Raw genomic sequence first — 18,979 nt, forward strand, 5'->3', positions numbered from 1 at the left:
CATATCCAGCATGGACTTATATACTTTACCATATTCCCTTTATTTTTTCAAATTATAAAATGCCTGGCGTCCGCCATATGTTGCCGTATATGCAAGAGCATCTTCAATCCGCAACAATTGATTGTACTTCGCCACCCGGTCGGTCCGTGAAGGTGCTCCTGTCTTAATTTGCCCGGCATTTGTCGCAACAGCGATATCCGCAATCGTTGCATCCTCCGACTCACCGGAGCGATGGGAAATGACAGCTGTATACCCTGCGCGTTTTGCCATTTCGATCGCATCAAATGTCTCGGTTAATGTACCGATTTGATTGACTTTTACCAAAATGGAGTTGCCCACACTTTGCTCAATCCCGGAAGACAGACGCTTGGTGTTCGTCACAAATAGGTCATCGCCGACCAATTGGACTTTCGCACCGAGACGCTGGGTCAATTTTGCCCAACCTTCCCAATCATCCTCTGCCAATCCGTCTTCGATGGAAATAATCGGATACTTGCCGACGAGATCTTCATAGAATGCGATCATTTCCTCGGATGTACGAACAACACCTTCTCCTTCCAAATGATACTTGCCATCTTTGAAAAGTTCCGTGGAAGCGACATCCAATGCGAGGAAAATATCTTGGCCTGGTTTGTAACCTGCCCGTTCAATCGCTGTCAAGATCACTTTGATCGCTTCTTCATTGGAAGTCAGGTTGGGAGCAAATCCGCCTTCATCGCCAACTGCCGTATTCAAGCCTTTTTCTTTCAATACGCTTTTGAGGTTATGAAACACTTCCGCACCCATGCGAAGCGCTTCACGGAATGATTCGGCACCGACAGGCATCACCATAAATTCCTGAATATCCACATTGTTGTCCGCGTGTTTTCCGCCGTTCAAAATGTTCATCATCGGTACAGGCAATGTTTTCGCATTAAATCCGCCCAAATATACATACAACGGCAATCCAAGGGCTTCTGCAGCCGCATGCGCCACCGCCATGGAGACACCCAAAATCGCATTGGCGCCCAATTTCCCTTTGTTTTCCGTGCCATCGAGTTCGATCATCGCTTGGTCGATCCCTACTTGATCCAACGCGTCGCGGCCAAGCAATTCAGGCGCAATCACTTCGTTTACATTTTTGACTGCCTGCAGCACGCCTTTTCCCAGGTAACGGGTTTTGTCCCCATCCCGCAGTTCCACAGCTTCATATGCACCTGTGGAAGCGCCGGATGGAACGATTGCCCGTCCAAGCGCACCGCTTTCCAGCTCTACTTCTACTTCCACTGTCGGATTTCCCCGTGAATCCAATACTTCTCTTGCACGCACATCATAAATGATTGTCATATTACTCATCCTTTCCAAAATGAACTATGTATCGTATTGGCATTGTCACTCTTACATCTATACCATCGAATGACTGCCGATTCAAGACACGAATGAACTCAACGATTAAAATAATGCCCGCAAACGGGATTCGAAACTCCTACTTGCCCGCTTTCCAAAGAATACCTCACTGCCTCTTGCCAACCGGATTTTTCACTTGAGACTTTCCATTAAATCTCGTTGACTACAATCGATTGTCCCGTCATTTCTTTCGGCTGCGGCACTTGTACCAATTTTAATATGGTCGGAGAAATATCAGCCAATACTCCACCTTCGCGTAGTTGCACATCTTTATGTGTAACGATGAATGGTACCGGATTTGTCGTATGTGTCGTACAGGGTGCACCTGTTTCCGGATCGATCATCACATCCGCATTCCCGTGGTCGGCAGTGATCAGCGCAACACCGCCCATGTCGAGAATCGTATCCACCACTTTGCCCAGGCATTCATCGACCGCCTCTATCGCTTTGACAGCCGCTTCCAGAATGCCGCTGTGCCCGACCATATCCGGATTGGCAAAATTGAGAACCAGCACATCAATGGTGCCTGTTTTCAATTTGTCAACGACTGCATCAGCCAGCTCATATGCGCTCATTTCCGGCTTCAAATCATACGTTGCCACTTTTGGCGATGGGATCAGAACCCGCTCTTCCCCCTGAAATTCGGCTTCCCGTCCGCCGCTGAAAAAGTAGGTGACATGAGGAAATTTCTCCGTCTCCGCAGCACGCAACTGTGTCAAGCCGTTCTGCGCCAAAACTTCGCCGAGTGTATTGTCCAGATCCGTCGGTTTGTAAGCGACATATCCACTCACCGATTCGCTGAAGCGGGTCAAGCATACATAATAGAGATCTTTGGGAAATTGCGGGCCCCGATCAAAGCCGCGAAACTCTTCATTTGTGAACACCTGAGAAATTTGCACGGCGCGATCCGGTCGGAAATTAAACATGATAATGGCATCATGATCGCGAATTTGGCCGACCGGATTTCCCGCTGCATCCACAATCACTGCGGGCATGACAAACTCATCTGTAACACTTTTTTGGTAGCTGTCTTCCAGCGCTTGCAGCGGATCTGTCGCTTTTTCGCCGTCTCCATATACCATCGCACGATAGGATTTCTCCGTACGTTCCCACCGACGATCCCGATCCATTGCATAATAGCGGCCTTGTACAGTAGCAATTTTCCCAATGCCCAATTCCTGCATTTTTTCTTGCACTTGTTTGATGTAGGTCACAGCAGATCCAGGCAGTACGTCCCGTCCGTCCAAAAACGCGTGAACATACACCGTTTCAACATTCTGCCGCTTTGCCAGCTCAAGCAACGCCAACAAATGGTTGATATGGCTGTGAACGCCGCCGTCTGACAGCAATCCGTACAGATGGAGAGCGGAGCCATGTCGTTTCACGTGATTCATCGCGCCAAGAAATGTTTCATTTTGAAAAAATTCCCCTTCGCGAATCGACTTTGTGACACGAGTCAAATCTTGATACACTACCCGGCCTGCACCAAGATTGAGATGGCCGACTTCAGAGTTGCCCATTTGTCCCTCCGGCAGTCCGACTGCTTCCCCGCTTGCCAAGAGCTGCGTATGCGGGTATGTGTTCCAGTAACGATCATAATTTGGTTTTTTCGCAGCTTTTACGGCGTTGCCATTCGTCTCATTGCGCAATCCAAAGCCATCCAGGATAATCAAAGCTACCGGTTTTGGTCTTGTCATCTTTGTACCACCTATTTCCATTCAATTTGTATTCGTGAAAATACAATGAACAAATTCCAACGATTCATCTCGCAATTTTGAGCTTTGAGCCGGCTGACGCAAGCAAGCTCTTTATTTTTGCGCACCTTGCACCAATGCCACAAAGGAATCGGCTTCCAAGCTTGCACCGCCGACCAGTGCACCGTCAATCTCCGGCTGTGCCATAAATGTCGCAATATTCTCCGGCTTTACACTGCCGCCATATTGAATCCGCACCGTGCCAGCAGCTTCATTGCCAAATTTCCGGGCCAATACTTGCCGGATATGTCCGATGACCGCATTGGCGTCCTCTGCCGTCGATGACCTGCCAGTGCCAATCGCCCAAATCGGTTCATAGGCGATTACAACATCTGCCAACTGTTCAGCAGTCACGCCCTTTAAGCCGTCTTCTGTCTGTACGGCAACTACTTCATTTGTCAGATTGCGTTCTCTTTGCTCCAGATCTTCTCCTACGCAAAGAATCGGTTTGAGACCGTGTGCAAGAGCTGCAAGTACTTTCTTGTTTATCATGTCATCCGTTTCATGAAAATATTGACGGCGCTCCGAATGTCCCAAAATCACATATGCACAGCCGAGCGCTTGTAACATTCCCGGTGCAACTTCACCGGTATATGCACCTTTTTCAGCAAAATACATATTTTGTGCGCCCACTTGGATCGCAGTTCCTTTCGCAGCATCTGCGACTGCCTGCAATGCAGTGAAAGGAGCACAAATCGCATATTCCACAGTTTGCGTCGCTGCCAGTGACTCTTTCGCTGCTGCGATAAAGGCAGCTGCTTCCGCATGTGTTTTATGCATTTTCCAGTTTCCAGCAATGAAAGGCGTGCGTGTTGCCATTGTCAGTCCCCCTTATTTATCTTGCAATGCTTCTACACCCGGCAAAGCTTTTCCTTCCAGGAACTCCAAAGATGCGCCGCCGCCTGTAGAGATATGTGTCATTTTATCCGCCAAGCCGCTTTTTTCAACGGCAGCTACCGAATCGCCGCCGCCGACAATGGTAACCCCTTCCGTCTCTGCCACTGCCTGTGCCACTTCATTGGTCCCTTTTGCAAATGCATCCATTTCGAACACGCCCATGGGTCCATTCCAAATCACCGTTTGCGAACGAACAATTGCCAACCGGTATGTTTCACTCGTTTTCGGGCCGATATCAAGGGCCATCCAGTCATCCGGAATTTGATCGATATCCACAATTTTATGTTCCGTATCTGCTTTAAACTCTTTCGCAACAACCACATCTTCCGGCAAAAAGAGAATCACATTATTTGCCCGTGCTTTTTCAATCAACGTATTGGCAAGATCCAGTTTATCCGCTTCTACAAGGGATTTACCCAATTGATAGCCTTGTGCAGCCAAAAACGTATTGGCCATTCCGCCGCCGATGATCAACTGATCCACTTTTTCAATCAAATTCTCCAACACTGTGATTTTATCGCTGACTTTTGCTCCGCCGATAATGGCAGTAAAAGGACGTTCCGGATCTGATAGGGCATTTCCCATAATGGAAATTTCCTTCTCCATCAAAAACCCGGCAACTGCCGGCAGATATTCCGCAATGCCGGCTGTGGATGCATGTGCGCGATGCGCCGTACCAAATGCATCATTGACGTAGAGATCCGCCAACTCTGCGAAAGATTTGGCCAAATCCGCATCATTCTTTTCTTCGCCGCCATGAAATCGCACATTTTCCAACAGCAAAACATCGCCGTTCTTCATCTGATTGACCTGATGTTTTACCGTATCTCCCACACTGTCCTCCGCCATGGTCACGTCTTGGCCGAGCAAATGTGACAAATGCGCTGCTACAGGCTGCAAAGAAAACGCCGGATCCACTTTTCCTTTGGGCCGCCCCAAGTGGCTCGCCAAAATGACTTTGGCACCTTGCTGCTGCAAATATTGAATGGTTGGCAATGCGGCCTGAATGCGCGTATCATCCGTAATCTTGCCATTTTCCAACGGAACATTAAAATCCACCCGTACAAATACTCGTTTTCCCTGTACATCAATATCCCGAACCGACTTTTTGTTCATAAAGGAAACCCTCCTCTTTCTCACACTGGAAAATGTACCATAGGTTTGCCAATAAATCGAGCCAAATGAAACATCAGCCAGTCAAATTTCAGGCTCGCTCACTTTGACATTTACATAAAGGAAGAGGAGAACGTTGATTTCGCATTCTCCTCATACTTGCCTTCTATTGGAATCCTCTCGTTGAAAAGGAGCCGTTGCTTATTTTATAGACCTTTTCCGGCAATATAGCTTACAAGGTCAACAACGCGATTGGAGTAGCCCCACTCATTGTCGTACCAGGAAACAACTTTTACCATGGATCCTTCAATTACCATTGTGGACAAAGCATCGATAATGGAAGAGTGCGGGTTGCCGTTAAAGTCTTTGCTTACCAACGGTTTGTCGCAGTATGCCAGAATTCCTTTCAAAGGACCTGCAGCCGCGGCTTGTAACGCTGCATGGATTTCGTCAACTGTCGCTTCTTTTTCAAGATCTGCAACAAGATCAACAACCGATACGTTTGGTGTCGGAACGCGCATCGAGAAGCCGTTCAACTTTCCTTTTAATTCCGGCAGCACAAGCGCTACCGCTTTTGCCGCACCAGTTGTCGTAGGAATGATGGACAAGCCTGCTGCACGGGCACGACGCAAATCGGAATGGGGCAAATCGAGAATTTGCTGATCATTTGTATAGGAGTGTACGGTTGTCATTAAACCGCGGCGAATTCCGAATGTTTCATGCAAAACTTTTGCAAAAGGCGCCAAACAGTTGGTCGTACAGGATGCATTGGAAATAACCGTATGTTGTGCAGGGTCATACTTATCTTCATTTACACCCATGACAATCGTGATGTCTTCGTTTTTGGCAGGTGCGGAAATGATCACTTTTTTCGCGCCGCCTCTTGTGACGTGTGCTTCTGCTTGCGTTTTATCTGTGAAACGCCCCGTAGATTCCACAACGATGTCGACTTCGAGCTTTTTCCAAGGAAGATTTCCAGGATCCCGTTCTGCCAATACTTTGATTTCTTTACCGTCAACAATCAAATTGCCGTCTTTTGCTTCAACTTCTGCTTGCAATTCACCATGGACGGAATCGTATTTTAAAAGCATCGCCAATGTTTGCGCATCTGTCAGGTCGTTGACCGCTACAACTTCCACATTTGGGTTGTTTAAAGCTGCGCGAAACACATTGCGTCCAATACGTCCAAATCCATTAATACCAACACGAGTTGCCATGTTTTTTACCTCCTATAGATACGCGCATAGTGCGCTAAAATAACTTTTTCATTGTCACAGCTGAATAATCGCTCGAGCTGCCCCTTCATCTGTCACCAAAACATCCTGTCGGCAACCTTTGGCTACAGCGACGATCGCATGTGCTTTGCTGCGTCCGCCGGCGACTCCGACAATTCGTTCAATCTTCTTTAAATCTCCCAATCGCAGTCCGACAGTATTCATTACGTGTACAATTTGCCCGGTTTGGTCAAAATAATACCCGAATGCTTCGGCAATCGCATGGCCACTGTCCAAAAGCCGAATCGTCTCTTCCGGCAATTGGCGGCGTCGCGCCATTTTTAACGCTTCCCCAATCCCGTGAATGACGATACGAGCAGACTGGATCATTGCCAAACGTTCCCGGACATGGGGTTCCGCCAATAAGGACTGGTATACATCTTCACTGACAAAATCAGGCACATGCAGCATTTTATTTGTCCCGCCTAATTTTGCAGCGAGCCGAGACGCAATCGTATTGGCCTGATATTCCACATTCTCGCCCAATCCCCCGCGGGCAGGGACGACTTGCACGTCCATACCGTGCGCCAAACTGGGCATCATTTCCGCCAACATCGCGATCGTCGTACCGCCAGTCACCGCAATGGTATCGCCGGAGCGAATTTCCTGCCGCAGCCAGACGGCGGTCGCATAGCCGAGTTCCCGTTTGATCAATGGATCTTCATCCGAGTCGCCATTTACGATAATCACTTGGTCAATTCCCAGGCGTTCTGACACTTGCGCTTCCAATGAAGAGATGCCGCTTACGTCCCGCATGACTTGATCGAGATCCCGCAACAAGGAGAGACCTGAATCCGTTATGTGCATGCCAACACTTTCGACAGCGAGCAACCCTTGCTGCTTAAAAAACTCTACTTCTGATCGCAGGATACGTTCCGTAGTATTCAGGCTTTGGGCCAATGTTCTTCTTCCGATCGGTTGAGTCAAGAAGATCCGCTGTAAAATTTGATACCGCCACTGCATAGTCTGCAGTAAATCCGGCACCAATTTTTGCTGAATCGATACGAGATCTTTCATATAAGTGTCAGTTTCCTCCCAATGATCGGCTTGCTAATTCTTATGGACGAAATACGTCCCGCGTATGCGTATTGTGTCCCACTATCAACAAAAAAATAACAGAATGAAATTCTGTATTTTTATTTTAATCGTATTTAAGGAATTTGGCAAGCATCAAGAGTGATGGATCAAGAATGACGGAAAAGGGACTACAGCAAACGTTTCCGCTGTGCTGTAGCCAGAACCCCCATTTCTTCCCTGTATTTGGTTACGGTTCGCCGGCTGATCGGGACTCCCTGCCCAGCAAGTACATCCGCAATTTTTTGATCGCTCATCGGTTTGCATGGGTCTTCGCGGTCGATAATATCTTTGATTTGCGCTTTGATGCTTTCCGCCGAATTGCCTAAACCATTTTGCATTTTTATGCCCGATGTAAAAAAGAATTTCAATTCGAAAATGCCTCGCGGTGTTTGTACGTATTTGTCGTGTGTCGCCCGGGAAACGGTGGATTCATGAACGCCGACAACATCTGCCACTTGCCTCATCGTCAACGGTTTCAAATGGCTGATTCCATATTCGAAAAATTCCTGTTGGATATCAACAATAGCTTTTGTCACGTTGTACAAAGTCATACGGCGCTGCTCGATACTTTTAATCAGCGACAGGGCCGATGTTAATTTGCGATGAATAAATTCTTTTGCCTCTGACCCATCAGGTGTATTCAGTAATTTTCGATACGTTTCACTGATACACAAATGCGGAGCGAGACGGTCATTGACAATCACCACATATTGATCAGACACTTTTTCCACTGCGACATCCGGAATCACATACGGAGGGCGACAATCCGAAAATGCCCGGCCCGGCTTTGGGTCCAATGACTTTAGCAGATCCGTCAGCTGTTGCAATTGCTGTGGGGAAAGATGCAGCGTCTGGATGAGCTTATTCCATTTCCCTTCCGCGACGTCCCGCAAGTGGTCTTCAATCAAACATTCCAGACTGGATTCTGTCGATGCATCGATATCCAATTGGCGAACCTGAATCAATAAACATTCTTGCAAGGAACGGGCCGCCACTCCCGCCGGCTCGAATGTTTGCACCAAATCAATCGCTTCCCGAATTTGCTCTACGGTCGTCCCGCATAAATCCGCCAACTCTTCATCCGGTATTTTCAGGTAACCGTTTTCATCCAAGCTGTAGATAATATATTGACACAGACGGCGGAATCCAGATTCACAGCGAACAAAGACCAATTGTTCAAATAAATGATCCGCCAGTGTAATGCCGAATTTCGTTTGCCCTTCGAGAAGGGATTTTGTCTCTTCCGAATAGGCTCGCATGGATTCGGATGGTATCGGACGCTGTAGTCGGGAAATTGATGTCCAATCCCATTGCCCTGCAGTTTCCGCAGTTTCCGTACTTTCCTGCTCGGCCCATTCCATGACCGGATTTGATTGCATTTCATTTTCAATATACGACAATAAATCCTGTGCGGAAAATTGTAAAATTGTAATCGCTTGGCGGAGTTCAGGTGTCATGACTAATTTTTGAACTTGTTCTTGTTGGAGATTAAACCCCATGTTCATACCCGCATCCCCATCCATCCTCTTCACCAAAATAAACGACATATATCCACTATATGCAGCTATTTTTAATTTACTGGTATTATAGCACGAAAAAGTATCCAAAAAAATTCACATAGGCATTTTGCCTACATATACTATATTGAGAAAATGGAGTCATTCGCTGAAGATCCATACAACTTAGTGATTGTTTTCTATCCAACACGACAAATTCTGGGATCGGGGGGATAAACATGCGTGTAGGATTTATTGGTACCGGAAGCATGGGAAGCATGCTGGTGCGGGCATTTAGTCGCAGGAATGATCCAAATCTGCAAATCGTCGCATGCAATCGAAGTCGAGAAAAACTCGATCATTTAGTTGAAACATTCCCAACTTTGGAAATTGCGGAACGCCCGCAAGAAGTAGCTGCACTCTGCGACCTGACGTTTCTTTGCGTCAAACCGAAGGACGCTCGTTTACTTTTGCCGGAGCTAGGATTCACACTGCTGCCCGACCAGCATTTGATTTCCATAAATAGTGCATTAACCATACAGGAACTGGAAGGTACATTGTCTTGCAAAGTCACAAAAATCATTCCAAGCATTACACAAGAAGCTGCCAGCGGCGTGATTTTGACGATGTTTGGCAGCCGCATGACAGACAGTGACCGCGCCATGATGTCGGCATTCTTGCGTATGATCGGGCAACCGTTCGAAACGAAAGAAGAGCAATTGCGCATTTGTTCCGACATCACAAGCTGCGGACCGGCATTCTATAGCTTTATCATCCAGGAATTTACACAGGCGGCCGTTCGACACGGACAACTTTCCCCGGAAACTGCACAATACTTAACGGTCGAAATGCTGCAAGGCTTGATCGATCTGGTAAAAAATCAAAATTTTTCTACAGCGCAAGTGATCCAGCGAGTTTCCGTTCCTGGAGGCATTACAGAAGCAGCCATGCAGGTGCTGCGGCCGGCCGTATCCGGAATGTTTGATGACCTTTTTGAAACAACGAAAGAGTTTCAACACCAACACAATAAGCACTAAAGCTACTTTCTCAATATGTTTGTTTTAACTCAATATGTTTGTTTTAATAGGCTTCTATTTTTTACAAATTGCTTCGAAAGTACGCCCAATGATTCGTCGGCCCATGCCCATGTCCGATTCCCAAGCTCTCCCGAATGGCAGCCGTTATAAATGCTTTTGCTGTGGCAACCGCTTCAAATATCGGACGTCCTTTCGCCAATTCTGCAGCAATCGCGGCCGAAAACGTACAGCCTGTCCCATGGGTATGGGGAGTTTCAAAACGTTTGCTGTCCAATTGTTCAAATGATGTCCCGTCAAATACAATATCGATCGCATCCCCTTGCATATGTCCGCCTTTTACAATGACATACTTGACGCCCATATCCCCAATCCGCTTTGCCGCTTCCTTCATATCAACCAGCGACCGAATGGACAAGCCTGTCAAAACTTCCGCTTCCGGAATATTGGGGGTTGTCATAAAAGCAACCGGCAAAAGATCATGAATCAGAGCATCTTGTGCCTGCTCCTGCAGTAAACGCGCTCCCCCTTTTGCCACCATGACCGGATCGACCACCAGTTTTTCAATGTTGTGTTCTTTCACTTTATCCGCTACCAATCGGATGATTGCAGCATCTGCCAGCATCCCCGTTTTTGCGGCATCGACGCCAAGATCTGTGGCAACCGCATCGATTTGCAATCCGATCCCTTCCAATGGAACCGGATAAATGCCGTGAACCCCCAATGTATTTTGTGCCGTAATGGCTGTAATGGCTGACATGCCAAATACATCCAACATTTGAAATGTTTTTAAATCCGCTTGAATCCCAGCCCCACCGCCGCTGTCAGAGCCAGCGATCGTCAACGCCCGCGCCACTTTCATATCGAAAACCTCCGCATTTCGTAAAAAATATTTGAAAACCCCTTCCGCAGAAGGGGCTGATTGCATCGATCACGCTATCTATCTTCGCTGATTTCACCACATGATGCTCCAATTATACCATGAAAGTATTGTTTTTATATTCCATCTTTCAAGTCCGCATTGTTTTGCAAAAATAGCAAATGAGATTGAAAGGTAAATTGGATCGAGTCGAATGCACAATGGCATCCATTTAATTGCAGATTTTTTTCCATAATATTTGCACACGATTCCCATACCCTCGTAATACGCTTGTAATATTCGCGGGTTACTATAAATCCATAACATTTGACCCCCTTTTATATAAATTGGCATGTTGACGCACCTGATGATGCGTCATTTTTTTGTCCTCGTACTATGTAACCGCCTGACATTTGTTCCTGATTCCGACAAATCCATTACCGGATCGATCAATGGCAGTACAAAGTGGGATCAGACATTTTATGCCTGGGGCATCAACAATAATTTCCACAACTCCGGACAAATTGTTATTTTCACGCCTGCGTATGGCGATCAGACAGGCATTGATACTGGAACATGTGTGGTTGTAAAACAGTGTAAAGTGGCTCACATCCGGGAAGGAAACAGCTACATTCCACCCGATGGGTATGTGATATATTTTGGAACCGACCCGAATGCCGCCAAATACGTGGATCGCTTTCACTATGGGGATTCTATCAGCTACCAAGTGCAGCCCCTCGATGGGAATAAAAATCCGGTAGATTGGACGCAGGTGCAAAGTGCGCTATCCGCAGGTCCCATGTTGGTGCAAAATGGGCAAACGGTTCAACCATTCAATTGCAAATCGGCAGCCAAACAGCAGCTGTCAACGGCAAATCCGTATCACTCGATGCCGCTCCTCAGATCTTCAACGGCAGCACGTACATTCCTTTGCGTTTTGTCGCTGAGTCATTGGGAAAAAGCGTCACATGGGATGCTGCCAATGATGCGGTTGAATTGAATTAAGTTGCATTACGTTGGAACAAGAAAAAGTGGACCGACACTCAATAGGACGCACCTATGTTCCTTAGCCACACAGTTCGAATCATTTCATCTCATAGATTTTAGTCCCGTAATATCCCTAAATCCTACAAATTTTTTACTATCTTCGTCCCAGACACGGTAATGTAAGGAACGTAAGCTGGAGAGCAAGCCGATAGCTGGAACATTCCGAAACGAATGATTGCTTTCATAGACTCGTTGCAGATTATAGTTAGGCACTCTTGAGGCGAGATGGTGAATATGATGAAAACCAATATTTCCGGTTATCCATTGTAAGATCTTCGGCAATTTATAATGTGAACTTCCTTGCAGAGCCGCACTTACAAAATTCCAATTATCTTCTTTCTCAAAATAGGTTCCTTCAAATTGGTGCTGAACGTAAAACAGCCAAATACCAATTATACCTGAAAAGTAAAGAATCGGTCCTTGAACTAAAAGAAATTCATGCCTATCCATTGTCCAACAAAGCAGCCCTACAATTCCAATTAGCCCCAGATTTGTTATATGGGTGTTTAAGCATTCTTTTTGACTAGCAGATTTCCTATTAAATCTGTATTCGATCAGAAAAATGTATATTGGTCCAAGTCCAAACATCACAAACGGGTTTCGGTAAATTCGGTAAACCATTTGTCGAAATGTGGATAAAGCCAAGTACTCATCCACCTAAGCGTCCAACAGTGCACTGTTTGCATATATCATCTCATTGTGTTATACTAAGAAAACATTTGCACGAAACTTTCGAAATGAATGCTTGAAATACAGATTATCCGATTACCTGAATATGATACTTCCATGATTCAAGTTGGTTAGTTGTATTAATTTGTTCATATCATTTTGTTACGCAAATGAAACGAATCGACCAATTGGGTCAATGGAGGGCTATAACATGCAACAAGGTACAGTAAAATGGTTTAATGCAGAAAAAGGATTTGGATTTATTTCGGTAGAAGGCGGCGAAGATGTATTCGTACATTTCACTGCAATTCAATCAAATGGATTCAAAACCCTTGAAGAAGGACAATGTGTAAGCTTTGAAACTGTTCGTGGCAACCGCGGTCCACAAGCTGCAAATGTATCCGTACTCTAAATAACAGACTTATAAACATAACACCCTCTTAATCTGTGAGAGGGTGTTTTTTGATACAGAAATATTTTACCAATATCGAAGGAGTACAATTAAATGCATCGTGAAATGATCGGACGTTTGGAGTTATTTAAAGAAAAGCCTATTTTAGTTACAAAAATTGGGGCTGCGTATGAAGTTGTGCCTGGAATACCCCAAAAAACCAATAAAGAATACCAAAAAAAACAATAAAGCTTGACTTCAATATTGTGATCATGTATATTTTTATATGTTCGCTACGCACCCGTGGTCCAATGGATAGGACGTAGGTCTCCGGAACCTGAGGTAGGGGTTCGATTCCCTTCGGGTGCATCTTTCACATATAGTTGTCTTTTACTTTTTGAACTTTTACATGATATAATGGGTATAATAAAAGCATCAATGGTGTTCGCGCACCCTTGATGCAAGTGTACATTGAATTGCCCTTAATGGGCGGTTGGCTCAAGTTTATTTCGTGGAGAAATAGACCTCACCTAAAGCTGGGGGCTCAAGGGGGTCTATTTCTTTTTGTTTTGTGACAGTATGGCTACGAATGTTCCAAAAGCAATCATGATGGATAGTGCTTCGTATACTGTCATAGGCCGCACCTCCTTTCAACAGGAGATGAGCCAACCACCCTTGAGGAGCCGATTCAATTTGTACATAAGGGATTATACCATATTTCGAAATGAATCTAGTAAAATTAGCCAGAGATGCCTGTAAACTCTGCAGTTCGCATTATGCGTGGGCATGATACGCGTCTTTGGAGAGTCATTCACTATTATGTGAATCAAGCGTTAGAAAATCAGGATTTATCGTTAAATTGCTAGTCTGTGAATAAATTAAGCTGCTGCTTGTAACTGAGCTTCCCGATGGGAGAAGAATTACATGATCTATTTTTAGCGACCCACCTATTTGAAACAACTCCCATCTATGCTGAATCCACCACATTCCAGAAGTTAATGCCATAATAAATACAAGTCGTCTCGTTAGAGTTTACGCTTGACTCATTTGTTCGGAAAACTTTAAACTCGCGTTCATGTTAGTTTTTTCCCCAATAACCCACTTTTTATCAAAGACGGCGTAAAACCCCTTGCTTCAGCAATGGGGTAAAAAACAAAAAGTTTATTATTCGATAACATCAAATCATCTATCCTAAATATGATGTAATTTGGATAGATGATGCCTATGAGCAGAAGTGTTGAAAGCAATCCCAATATCACATTTGATTGCAAATATCATGTTGTTTCTGCTTTTGCAATTTTAAAAATCCATCAAGAAAGGATAGAAGTTTTTAAAACGGCTTATAGTACATCAACAATATCAATAGAAAGGCTAGTAAGTGCGTAATTCTTTCCAGCTTTCCCGCCTGCTTCCCGACAGCAATATATGAGTCTGGAAGGCCTCCGCCGGCATGTTGGGCGAGAATGTCAGCCTGTTCTCTCATCTTCTTCGGCAGCAATCCGATCACAATCACCTGGGCGGCGAAATACAGGACAAGAGATGCGATGTACCACCCAGTTGCAAATAAGGAAGGATGGATGCCGAGAATAATCCCTGTGACAAGAAGCGTAATGCTTCCTATTTTAGGAATTAACTCCAGTTTTTTCGGAAGTTCCAACGTATACTTTGCTTGAGACTCGATTTTCGCGCTCTTAGCCACGATTAGGAATCCGAAGGCGGCCTCCAAGCCCATAACAGCAGTTGCTATGTGGATGGATACCAATAAACTGTACATGTGATCCAGACTCCTTTACAGTGTTCACATCCGGTGAGTGGTATGTGTTGAAAAACTATCATGACATGCAGATATTCCAAATTTATTTGAATTGCTTGCAAAATTAAAAACTTTAGGATTGCCTTGAAAGGAACTGACTGCTTTCCCAAGCTTGAGGTGCATAGAAATTGGAGGCTGCGGAAAGTTCTCCAATTAACCAATGACCAAGGCGAAAAAAATTATAATATTAAAATGCATACATTGATACTAAGAGAATTCCCTATTTTTGTTTAAAACTCCAATGATATCCATATGATTTTTGTGGACTTGTTAATAGGCTAGATATTTGAGTAAACGATCATGGCTTTCCCCCGCAACCCCGACATGAAAGTTGGGCTATGTGCAGATAAGACTTCCATATTAAATTCCACCTTTACAAAAAATAGATGTATTTAGAAAAATCCATTTTTACATGTACAATAAAATAAGCTTTAGTCTTTACTGGAGATAGTGCGAGGTGTAAAAATGAGTGAACGTATATTGGTCATCGAAGACGAAGATAGAATAGCAAGGCTCCTTCAATTGGAATTGGCTCATGAAGGATATGAGGTAGCAATCGAGAAAACCGGTAGACAAGGCCTTAAAACTGGCTTGTCGGAAGCATGGGATGTAATATTGCTCGATATTATGCTGCCCGAATTAAACGGAATCGAGGTGTTGCGAAGATTTCGCAATACAAATCAGACGACGCCGATTATCATTATTACTGCCCGGGATTCCATCCCGGATAAAGTGAATGGGCTCGACCAGGGAGCCAATGATTATGTAACCAAACCGTTTGAGATTGAGGAGGTGCTGGCCAGAATCCGATCTTGCATTCGTTTGGCCAAACATATTCATGAACAAAATATGGAACCGTCCCCCAAGACATTGAAAGTGAATTCGCTCGTTGTCAAACATCGATCACACGAAGTTTTCCGGGAGGGCAAGAGGATCATCCTGACACCGCGAGAGTTTGACCTGCTCGTCTATTTAATGGAAAATTGGAACCTTGTCGTGACAAGGGAACAAATTATACAGCATGTCTGGGGCTATAATTTCACAGGTGACACTAATGTGGTGGACGTATATATCCGTTACCTGCGGAAGAAGATCGATTATGATTTTGACACACACCTTATCCAAACGATTCGTGGCATTGGCTACAGTATGAGGGAGTCCGCAAAATGACAATTCGAAAGAAAATCATCTGGATTACAACAGTATGGCTGATCAGCATCTTAATCTGTATTAATTTTATCATTTATTATTTGTTTATTCATATTGCTACCGACAATGAACGGGAAATGATCAAATCCAGAGTGGACAATATAATCGAAAGTGTAAGTGCTTCCGTTTTAATGAACAAAAATCAGGTTCATGTCCTTTCCGGATTTCTGCCCGACAATTCCATGCTGCAAGTGATCAACCGCCAATCGCAAGTGGTCGACCAGATCTCCAATGATGCGGATGCTGTGTTGATCCGAAATACATTTTCAACTCAAGCCATTACGACCGTCACCACTGTGAATAACCATAAAATTTTGGTGATGAAGAAACCCATTGCTTTTCCTGATGGTACGATTGTTGGTACCCTTGTAATGGCTGAAAAACTGGTTTCATTGCAGGGAAATATTCAATTGTTAATTGAATTATTGGTTTTTTCATCGATTGGCGCCGTTCTGTTATGCATAATGGGAGGCATTTTTTTATCCAAGGCCATTCTTAGACCCATTACTGGTTTAATTCATACGATGGAAGAAGTAGAACGCAGTATGGCATTTAGGAAAATCCCCATTTCTTCCGGGCATAAAGATGAATTGGCCCAACTTGGAGCTACCTTCAACCGCATGATGGAGCGAATCAAGCAAAGCTTTGCCCGCCAACAGCAGTTCGTGTCGGACGCCTCTCATGAATTAAAAACGCCACTCACGATTATTGAAAGCTATACGAATTTATTAAAAAGATGGGGAAGACAGGATCAAAATGTTCAAGAAGAGGCGATTCAAACAATCCATGAGGAATCTGTACGAATGAAACAGATGATTCATCAAATGTTGACTTTGGCCGCTTCCGAAACCACTTGTACTTTTACGTACCAATCCTTTGATTTGGTGGAATTGGCTCGTGATTCGGCACAACTCTTTGAAACGATGAATAGCAGGACAATACAGGTCAAATCACCGGCAAAATCTATAAAGATCTGGGCGGATCGGGAAAAAATAAAACAACTGTTGCTCATTTTGATAGACAATGCCGTCAAATACAGCGAAAAAATCGTAGAAATTTATATGGATCAACAGCCAGCATATACAACGTTGTCAGTGACTGATTACGGAATTGGAATTCCCGAGAAAGAAATTCCGTTCATTTTTGAACGATTTTATCGTGTCGACAAGGCCCGTCATCGAAAAACCGGCGGTACGGGATTGGGACTGTCGATAGCAAAAGCTATTGTCATGCAGCATCAAGGCACGATTGCCATCAAGTCAATAGAGGGAAAAGGAAGCAAAATCATGGTCAAAATCCCCAATAAGACATAATAAACTTCAGACTATTCAATCTATTCTCATTCAAATCTCATAGAATTCTTAGTATACTTTCATTTTCTCCGATTAAAATGTACATGTGCAATAAAAAACTTGAATCGACAAGAAATACTGAAGGTATTTCTTTAAAGATACATGCTATCGGAGGAAAGAATGGACACACTGACAGCATTTTATGAGGAAATTGACAGACAATATGAACTGTTTCTCAAGGAGAAAACGGAATTGAACGATTGGTGGTTGATGCTTCAAACATACTATATGTCCATTTCAAGACGTTCCATTTTACATTCATTGCCTATACAACCAAGCTACCGTATCTTGGATCTAGGCACTGGATTTGGCGCCGTGCCTTTGGAGTTGGCAAGTCATTGGCAGGTTAAAGTGGAAGGGATCGACATCGACCAAGCAAAAATCAAAATCGCTCATCAAATGAAAAATAGAATTGAAAATCAGATGAAACTGCCAGGGGATATTCATTATCAATGGGGGGACGCCAATCAACTGCCTTATGATGACAATTCGTTTGACTTTGTCATTTCGTGGTATGTTTTTCAGCACTTAACCAATCCATTGCATGTTTTGGAGGAGATTTTTCGCGTGCTCCGTCCCGGTGGCATAGTCTGCCTGATTGATGTGGACGATCAATTGGTATTGACGTATCCGGAACCTTTGCCGGAAGAAAAACAATTACGTAAAGCGTTAAGCCAGGTGCAAAAACTTCGGGGCGGAGACCGGTATATCGGCAGAAAATTGCCCAGCTATTTGCATCATGCAGAATTCAAGAATATATCCGCCACCATCATAACTCAGACTCAATTCCAAAAACAAACAATGGAAAACATTGATCAAAAAATGATGCTGGATCATTATATGAGAGTCAAAGATGCTATATTAGAATTCGAAATTATGACAGAGAAAGAATTCCATCAATGTATACAAAAAGTATCGGCACACGGGGAAAGCGCATATGGTTTTGTATCAAATGCACAAGTCGTCACACTCGCTCAGAGACCGAATTGATACACAATCCTTCAGGGATATCTAAACTCTAATACAAAAACAATTTCTCTTGAAAAAGCAACAGAGACCGATCCGCGATTTTTTCCTATCAATACGTATTCAGACGATACTGTAACCCCAAAAGTCGCAGTGGATAATTCCACCACTTCCAATAATAACGGGAACAATGTGGATATCGATTCGGAGATGCCAGAGTTGGCAAAAAATCAGATACAGTATTATGCGGTTACAGACTTGATTAGTGGAAATTTTAAAAGTTTTTTATTGGTAATTAATGTAAAATAAAATTCAGGGCATACACATCTGCAAACTCATTTCATTATTCTGATTCCAGTATGTTTCCCTAGTGGAAAGATTTTACCAGATCATTTCCATCCTGCAGTTTCACGCCATTTGCTTTTGCAAGTTCCTCTGCTTGTTTTGAACATCCTCTTATAACGTTTTGCTTGAATGCCTGTCTTGGCTCCTTTCTCTTGCGTAACAAGACAGCCCCATTGCCACCCATATATTTTTGTTCCATCGGACAGCCAAGATAATGTATATTTTTATTTTCACAGATGCAAATTATTGATAAATAGGGAGATACCGCTTCGATTCATCATCTTGAAAAACACTTCA

Annotated in this window: 17 protein-coding genes, 1 tRNA gene and 2 pseudogenes; 9 read left to right on the forward strand and 11 right to left on the reverse strand. The window is 44.2% G+C overall.

Features of this window, described 5'->3' with window-relative positions; all coding sequences use genetic code 11:
* Window positions 1–39 precede the first annotated feature (39 nt).
* From eno to rpoN, 7 genes are all read right to left on the reverse strand, one after another.
* Complete coding sequence (eno, locus tag LSG31_RS03055; protein ID WP_347437938.1) at window positions 40–1,326, reverse strand: phosphopyruvate hydratase; 1,287 nt, start codon at window positions 1,324–1,326, stop codon at window positions 40–42.
* 209 nt (window positions 1,327–1,535) lie between these two features.
* Complete coding sequence (gpmI, locus tag LSG31_RS03060) at window positions 1,536–3,083, reverse strand: 2,3-bisphosphoglycerate-independent phosphoglycerate mutase (RefSeq protein WP_347437939.1); 1,548 nt, start codon at window positions 3,081–3,083, stop codon at window positions 1,536–1,538.
* A 111-nt stretch (window positions 3,084–3,194) separates the two neighbouring features.
* Window positions 3,195–3,959: a triose-phosphate isomerase gene (gene tpiA, locus LSG31_RS03065; RefSeq protein ID WP_347437940.1), complete on the reverse strand. Its 765-nt coding sequence runs from the start codon at window positions 3,957–3,959 to the stop codon at window positions 3,195–3,197.
* Window positions 3,960–3,971: 12 nt separating this feature from the next.
* The gene (locus LSG31_RS03070; RefSeq protein ID WP_347437941.1) at window positions 3,972–5,153 is read right to left on the reverse strand and encodes a phosphoglycerate kinase; all 1,182 of its coding nucleotides are present in this window, start codon (window positions 5,151–5,153) and stop codon (window positions 3,972–3,974) included.
* A gap of 203 nt (window positions 5,154–5,356) precedes the next feature.
* Entirely contained in the window at window positions 5,357–6,367 is a 1,011-nt protein-coding gene (gene gap, locus LSG31_RS03075; RefSeq protein WP_347437942.1) for a type I glyceraldehyde-3-phosphate dehydrogenase, read from the reverse strand.
* Between the two features lie 54 nt (window positions 6,368–6,421).
* Window positions 6,422–7,441, reverse strand: a complete 1,020-nt coding sequence (locus LSG31_RS03080; RefSeq protein WP_347437943.1) for a sugar-binding transcriptional regulator — start codon at window positions 7,439–7,441, stop codon at window positions 6,422–6,424.
* Between the two features lie 188 nt (window positions 7,442–7,629).
* Complete coding sequence (gene rpoN / locus LSG31_RS03085) at window positions 7,630–9,000, reverse strand: RNA polymerase factor sigma-54 (RefSeq protein WP_347437944.1); 1,371 nt, start codon at window positions 8,998–9,000, stop codon at window positions 7,630–7,632.
* Between the two features lie 236 nt (window positions 9,001–9,236).
* On the opposite strand from rpoN, the gene LSG31_RS03090 reads away from it, so the two are divergent.
* The gene (locus LSG31_RS03090) at window positions 9,237–10,034 is read left to right on the forward strand and encodes a pyrroline-5-carboxylate reductase dimerization domain-containing protein (protein ID WP_347437945.1); all 798 of its coding nucleotides are present in this window, start codon (window positions 9,237–9,239) and stop codon (window positions 10,032–10,034) included.
* 61 nt (window positions 10,035–10,095) lie between these two features.
* Here the strand turns inward: LSG31_RS03090 and thiD are convergent, their stop codons facing one another.
* The gene (gene thiD, locus LSG31_RS03095; RefSeq protein ID WP_347437946.1) at window positions 10,096–10,893 is read right to left on the reverse strand and encodes a bifunctional hydroxymethylpyrimidine kinase/phosphomethylpyrimidine kinase; all 798 of its coding nucleotides are present in this window, start codon (window positions 10,891–10,893) and stop codon (window positions 10,096–10,098) included.
* Window positions 10,894–11,260: 367 nt separating this feature from the next.
* Between thiD and LSG31_RS03100 the strand changes: the two are divergent.
* Together LSG31_RS03100 and LSG31_RS23240 are read left to right on the forward strand one after the other, a co-directional pair.
* Window positions 11,261–11,812 (forward strand): annotated as a pseudogene (locus tag LSG31_RS03100) (phosphodiester glycosidase family protein); the annotation flags it as partial.
* Window positions 11,767–11,895: pseudogene (locus LSG31_RS23240) on the forward strand (stalk domain-containing protein); the annotation flags it as partial. The pseudogenes LSG31_RS03100 and LSG31_RS23240, both read left to right, overlap by 46 nt.
* An 84-nt stretch (window positions 11,896–11,979) precedes the next feature.
* Here the strand turns inward: LSG31_RS23240 and LSG31_RS03105 are convergent.
* Window positions 11,980–12,582 carry a fatty acid desaturase gene (locus LSG31_RS03105; RefSeq protein WP_347437948.1) on the reverse strand — a complete coding sequence of 201 codons (603 nt, stop codon included), beginning with the start codon at window positions 12,580–12,582 and terminating at the stop codon, window positions 11,980–11,982.
* A 235-nt stretch (window positions 12,583–12,817) separates the two neighbouring features.
* Here LSG31_RS03105 and LSG31_RS03110 point away from each other — a divergent pair, with 235 nt between their 5' ends.
* The 3 genes from LSG31_RS03110 (at window position 12,818) to LSG31_RS03120 (ending at window position 13,366) form a co-directional block, all read left to right on the forward strand.
* Entirely contained in the window at window positions 12,818–13,018 is a 201-nt protein-coding gene (locus tag LSG31_RS03110; RefSeq protein ID WP_347437949.1) for a cold-shock protein, read from the forward strand.
* 93 nt (window positions 13,019–13,111) lie between these two features.
* Window positions 13,112–13,246, forward strand: a complete 135-nt coding sequence (locus LSG31_RS03115; protein ID WP_347437950.1) for a hypothetical protein — start codon at window positions 13,112–13,114, stop codon at window positions 13,244–13,246.
* 48 nt (window positions 13,247–13,294) lie between these two features.
* Window positions 13,295–13,366, forward strand: a tRNA-Arg gene (locus tag LSG31_RS03120).
* A gap of 185 nt (window positions 13,367–13,551) precedes the next feature.
* Here the strand turns inward: LSG31_RS03120 and LSG31_RS23245 are convergent.
* Both LSG31_RS23245 and LSG31_RS03125 read right to left on the reverse strand, forming a co-directional pair.
* Entirely contained in the window at window positions 13,552–13,632 is an 81-nt protein-coding gene (locus LSG31_RS23245) for a putative holin-like toxin (protein WP_430734264.1), read from the reverse strand.
* Window positions 13,633–14,327: 695 nt separating this feature from the next.
* A complete protein-coding gene (locus LSG31_RS03125) occupies window positions 14,328–14,771 on the reverse strand; it encodes a DUF2269 family protein (RefSeq protein ID WP_347437951.1) in 444 nt (147 codons plus the stop codon).
* A 504-nt stretch (window positions 14,772–15,275) separates the two neighbouring features.
* Here LSG31_RS03125 and LSG31_RS03130 point away from each other — a divergent pair.
* The 3 genes from LSG31_RS03130 to LSG31_RS03140 all read left to right on the forward strand — a co-directional run bounded on the left by LSG31_RS03130 (window position 15,276) and on the right by LSG31_RS03140 (window position 18,361).
* Window positions 15,276–15,980 carry a response regulator transcription factor gene (locus LSG31_RS03130; protein WP_347437952.1) on the forward strand — a complete coding sequence of 235 codons (705 nt, stop codon included), beginning with the start codon at window positions 15,276–15,278 and terminating at the stop codon, window positions 15,978–15,980.
* Complete coding sequence (locus tag LSG31_RS03135; protein ID WP_347437953.1) at window positions 15,977–17,332, forward strand: HAMP domain-containing sensor histidine kinase; 1,356 nt, start codon at window positions 15,977–15,979, stop codon at window positions 17,330–17,332. Before LSG31_RS03130 ends, LSG31_RS03135 begins: the two co-directional genes overlap by 4 nt.
* A 159-nt stretch (window positions 17,333–17,491) precedes the next feature.
* Window positions 17,492–18,361 carry a class I SAM-dependent methyltransferase gene (locus LSG31_RS03140; RefSeq protein WP_347437954.1) on the forward strand — a complete coding sequence of 290 codons (870 nt, stop codon included), beginning with the start codon at window positions 17,492–17,494 and terminating at the stop codon, window positions 18,359–18,361.
* Window positions 18,362–18,979: the final 618 nt, after the last annotated feature.

The sequence above is a fragment of the Fodinisporobacter ferrooxydans genome, assembly GCF_022818495.1.
Classification (GTDB): Bacteria; Bacillota; Bacilli; order Tumebacillales; family MYW30-H2; genus Fodinisporobacter; species Fodinisporobacter ferrooxydans.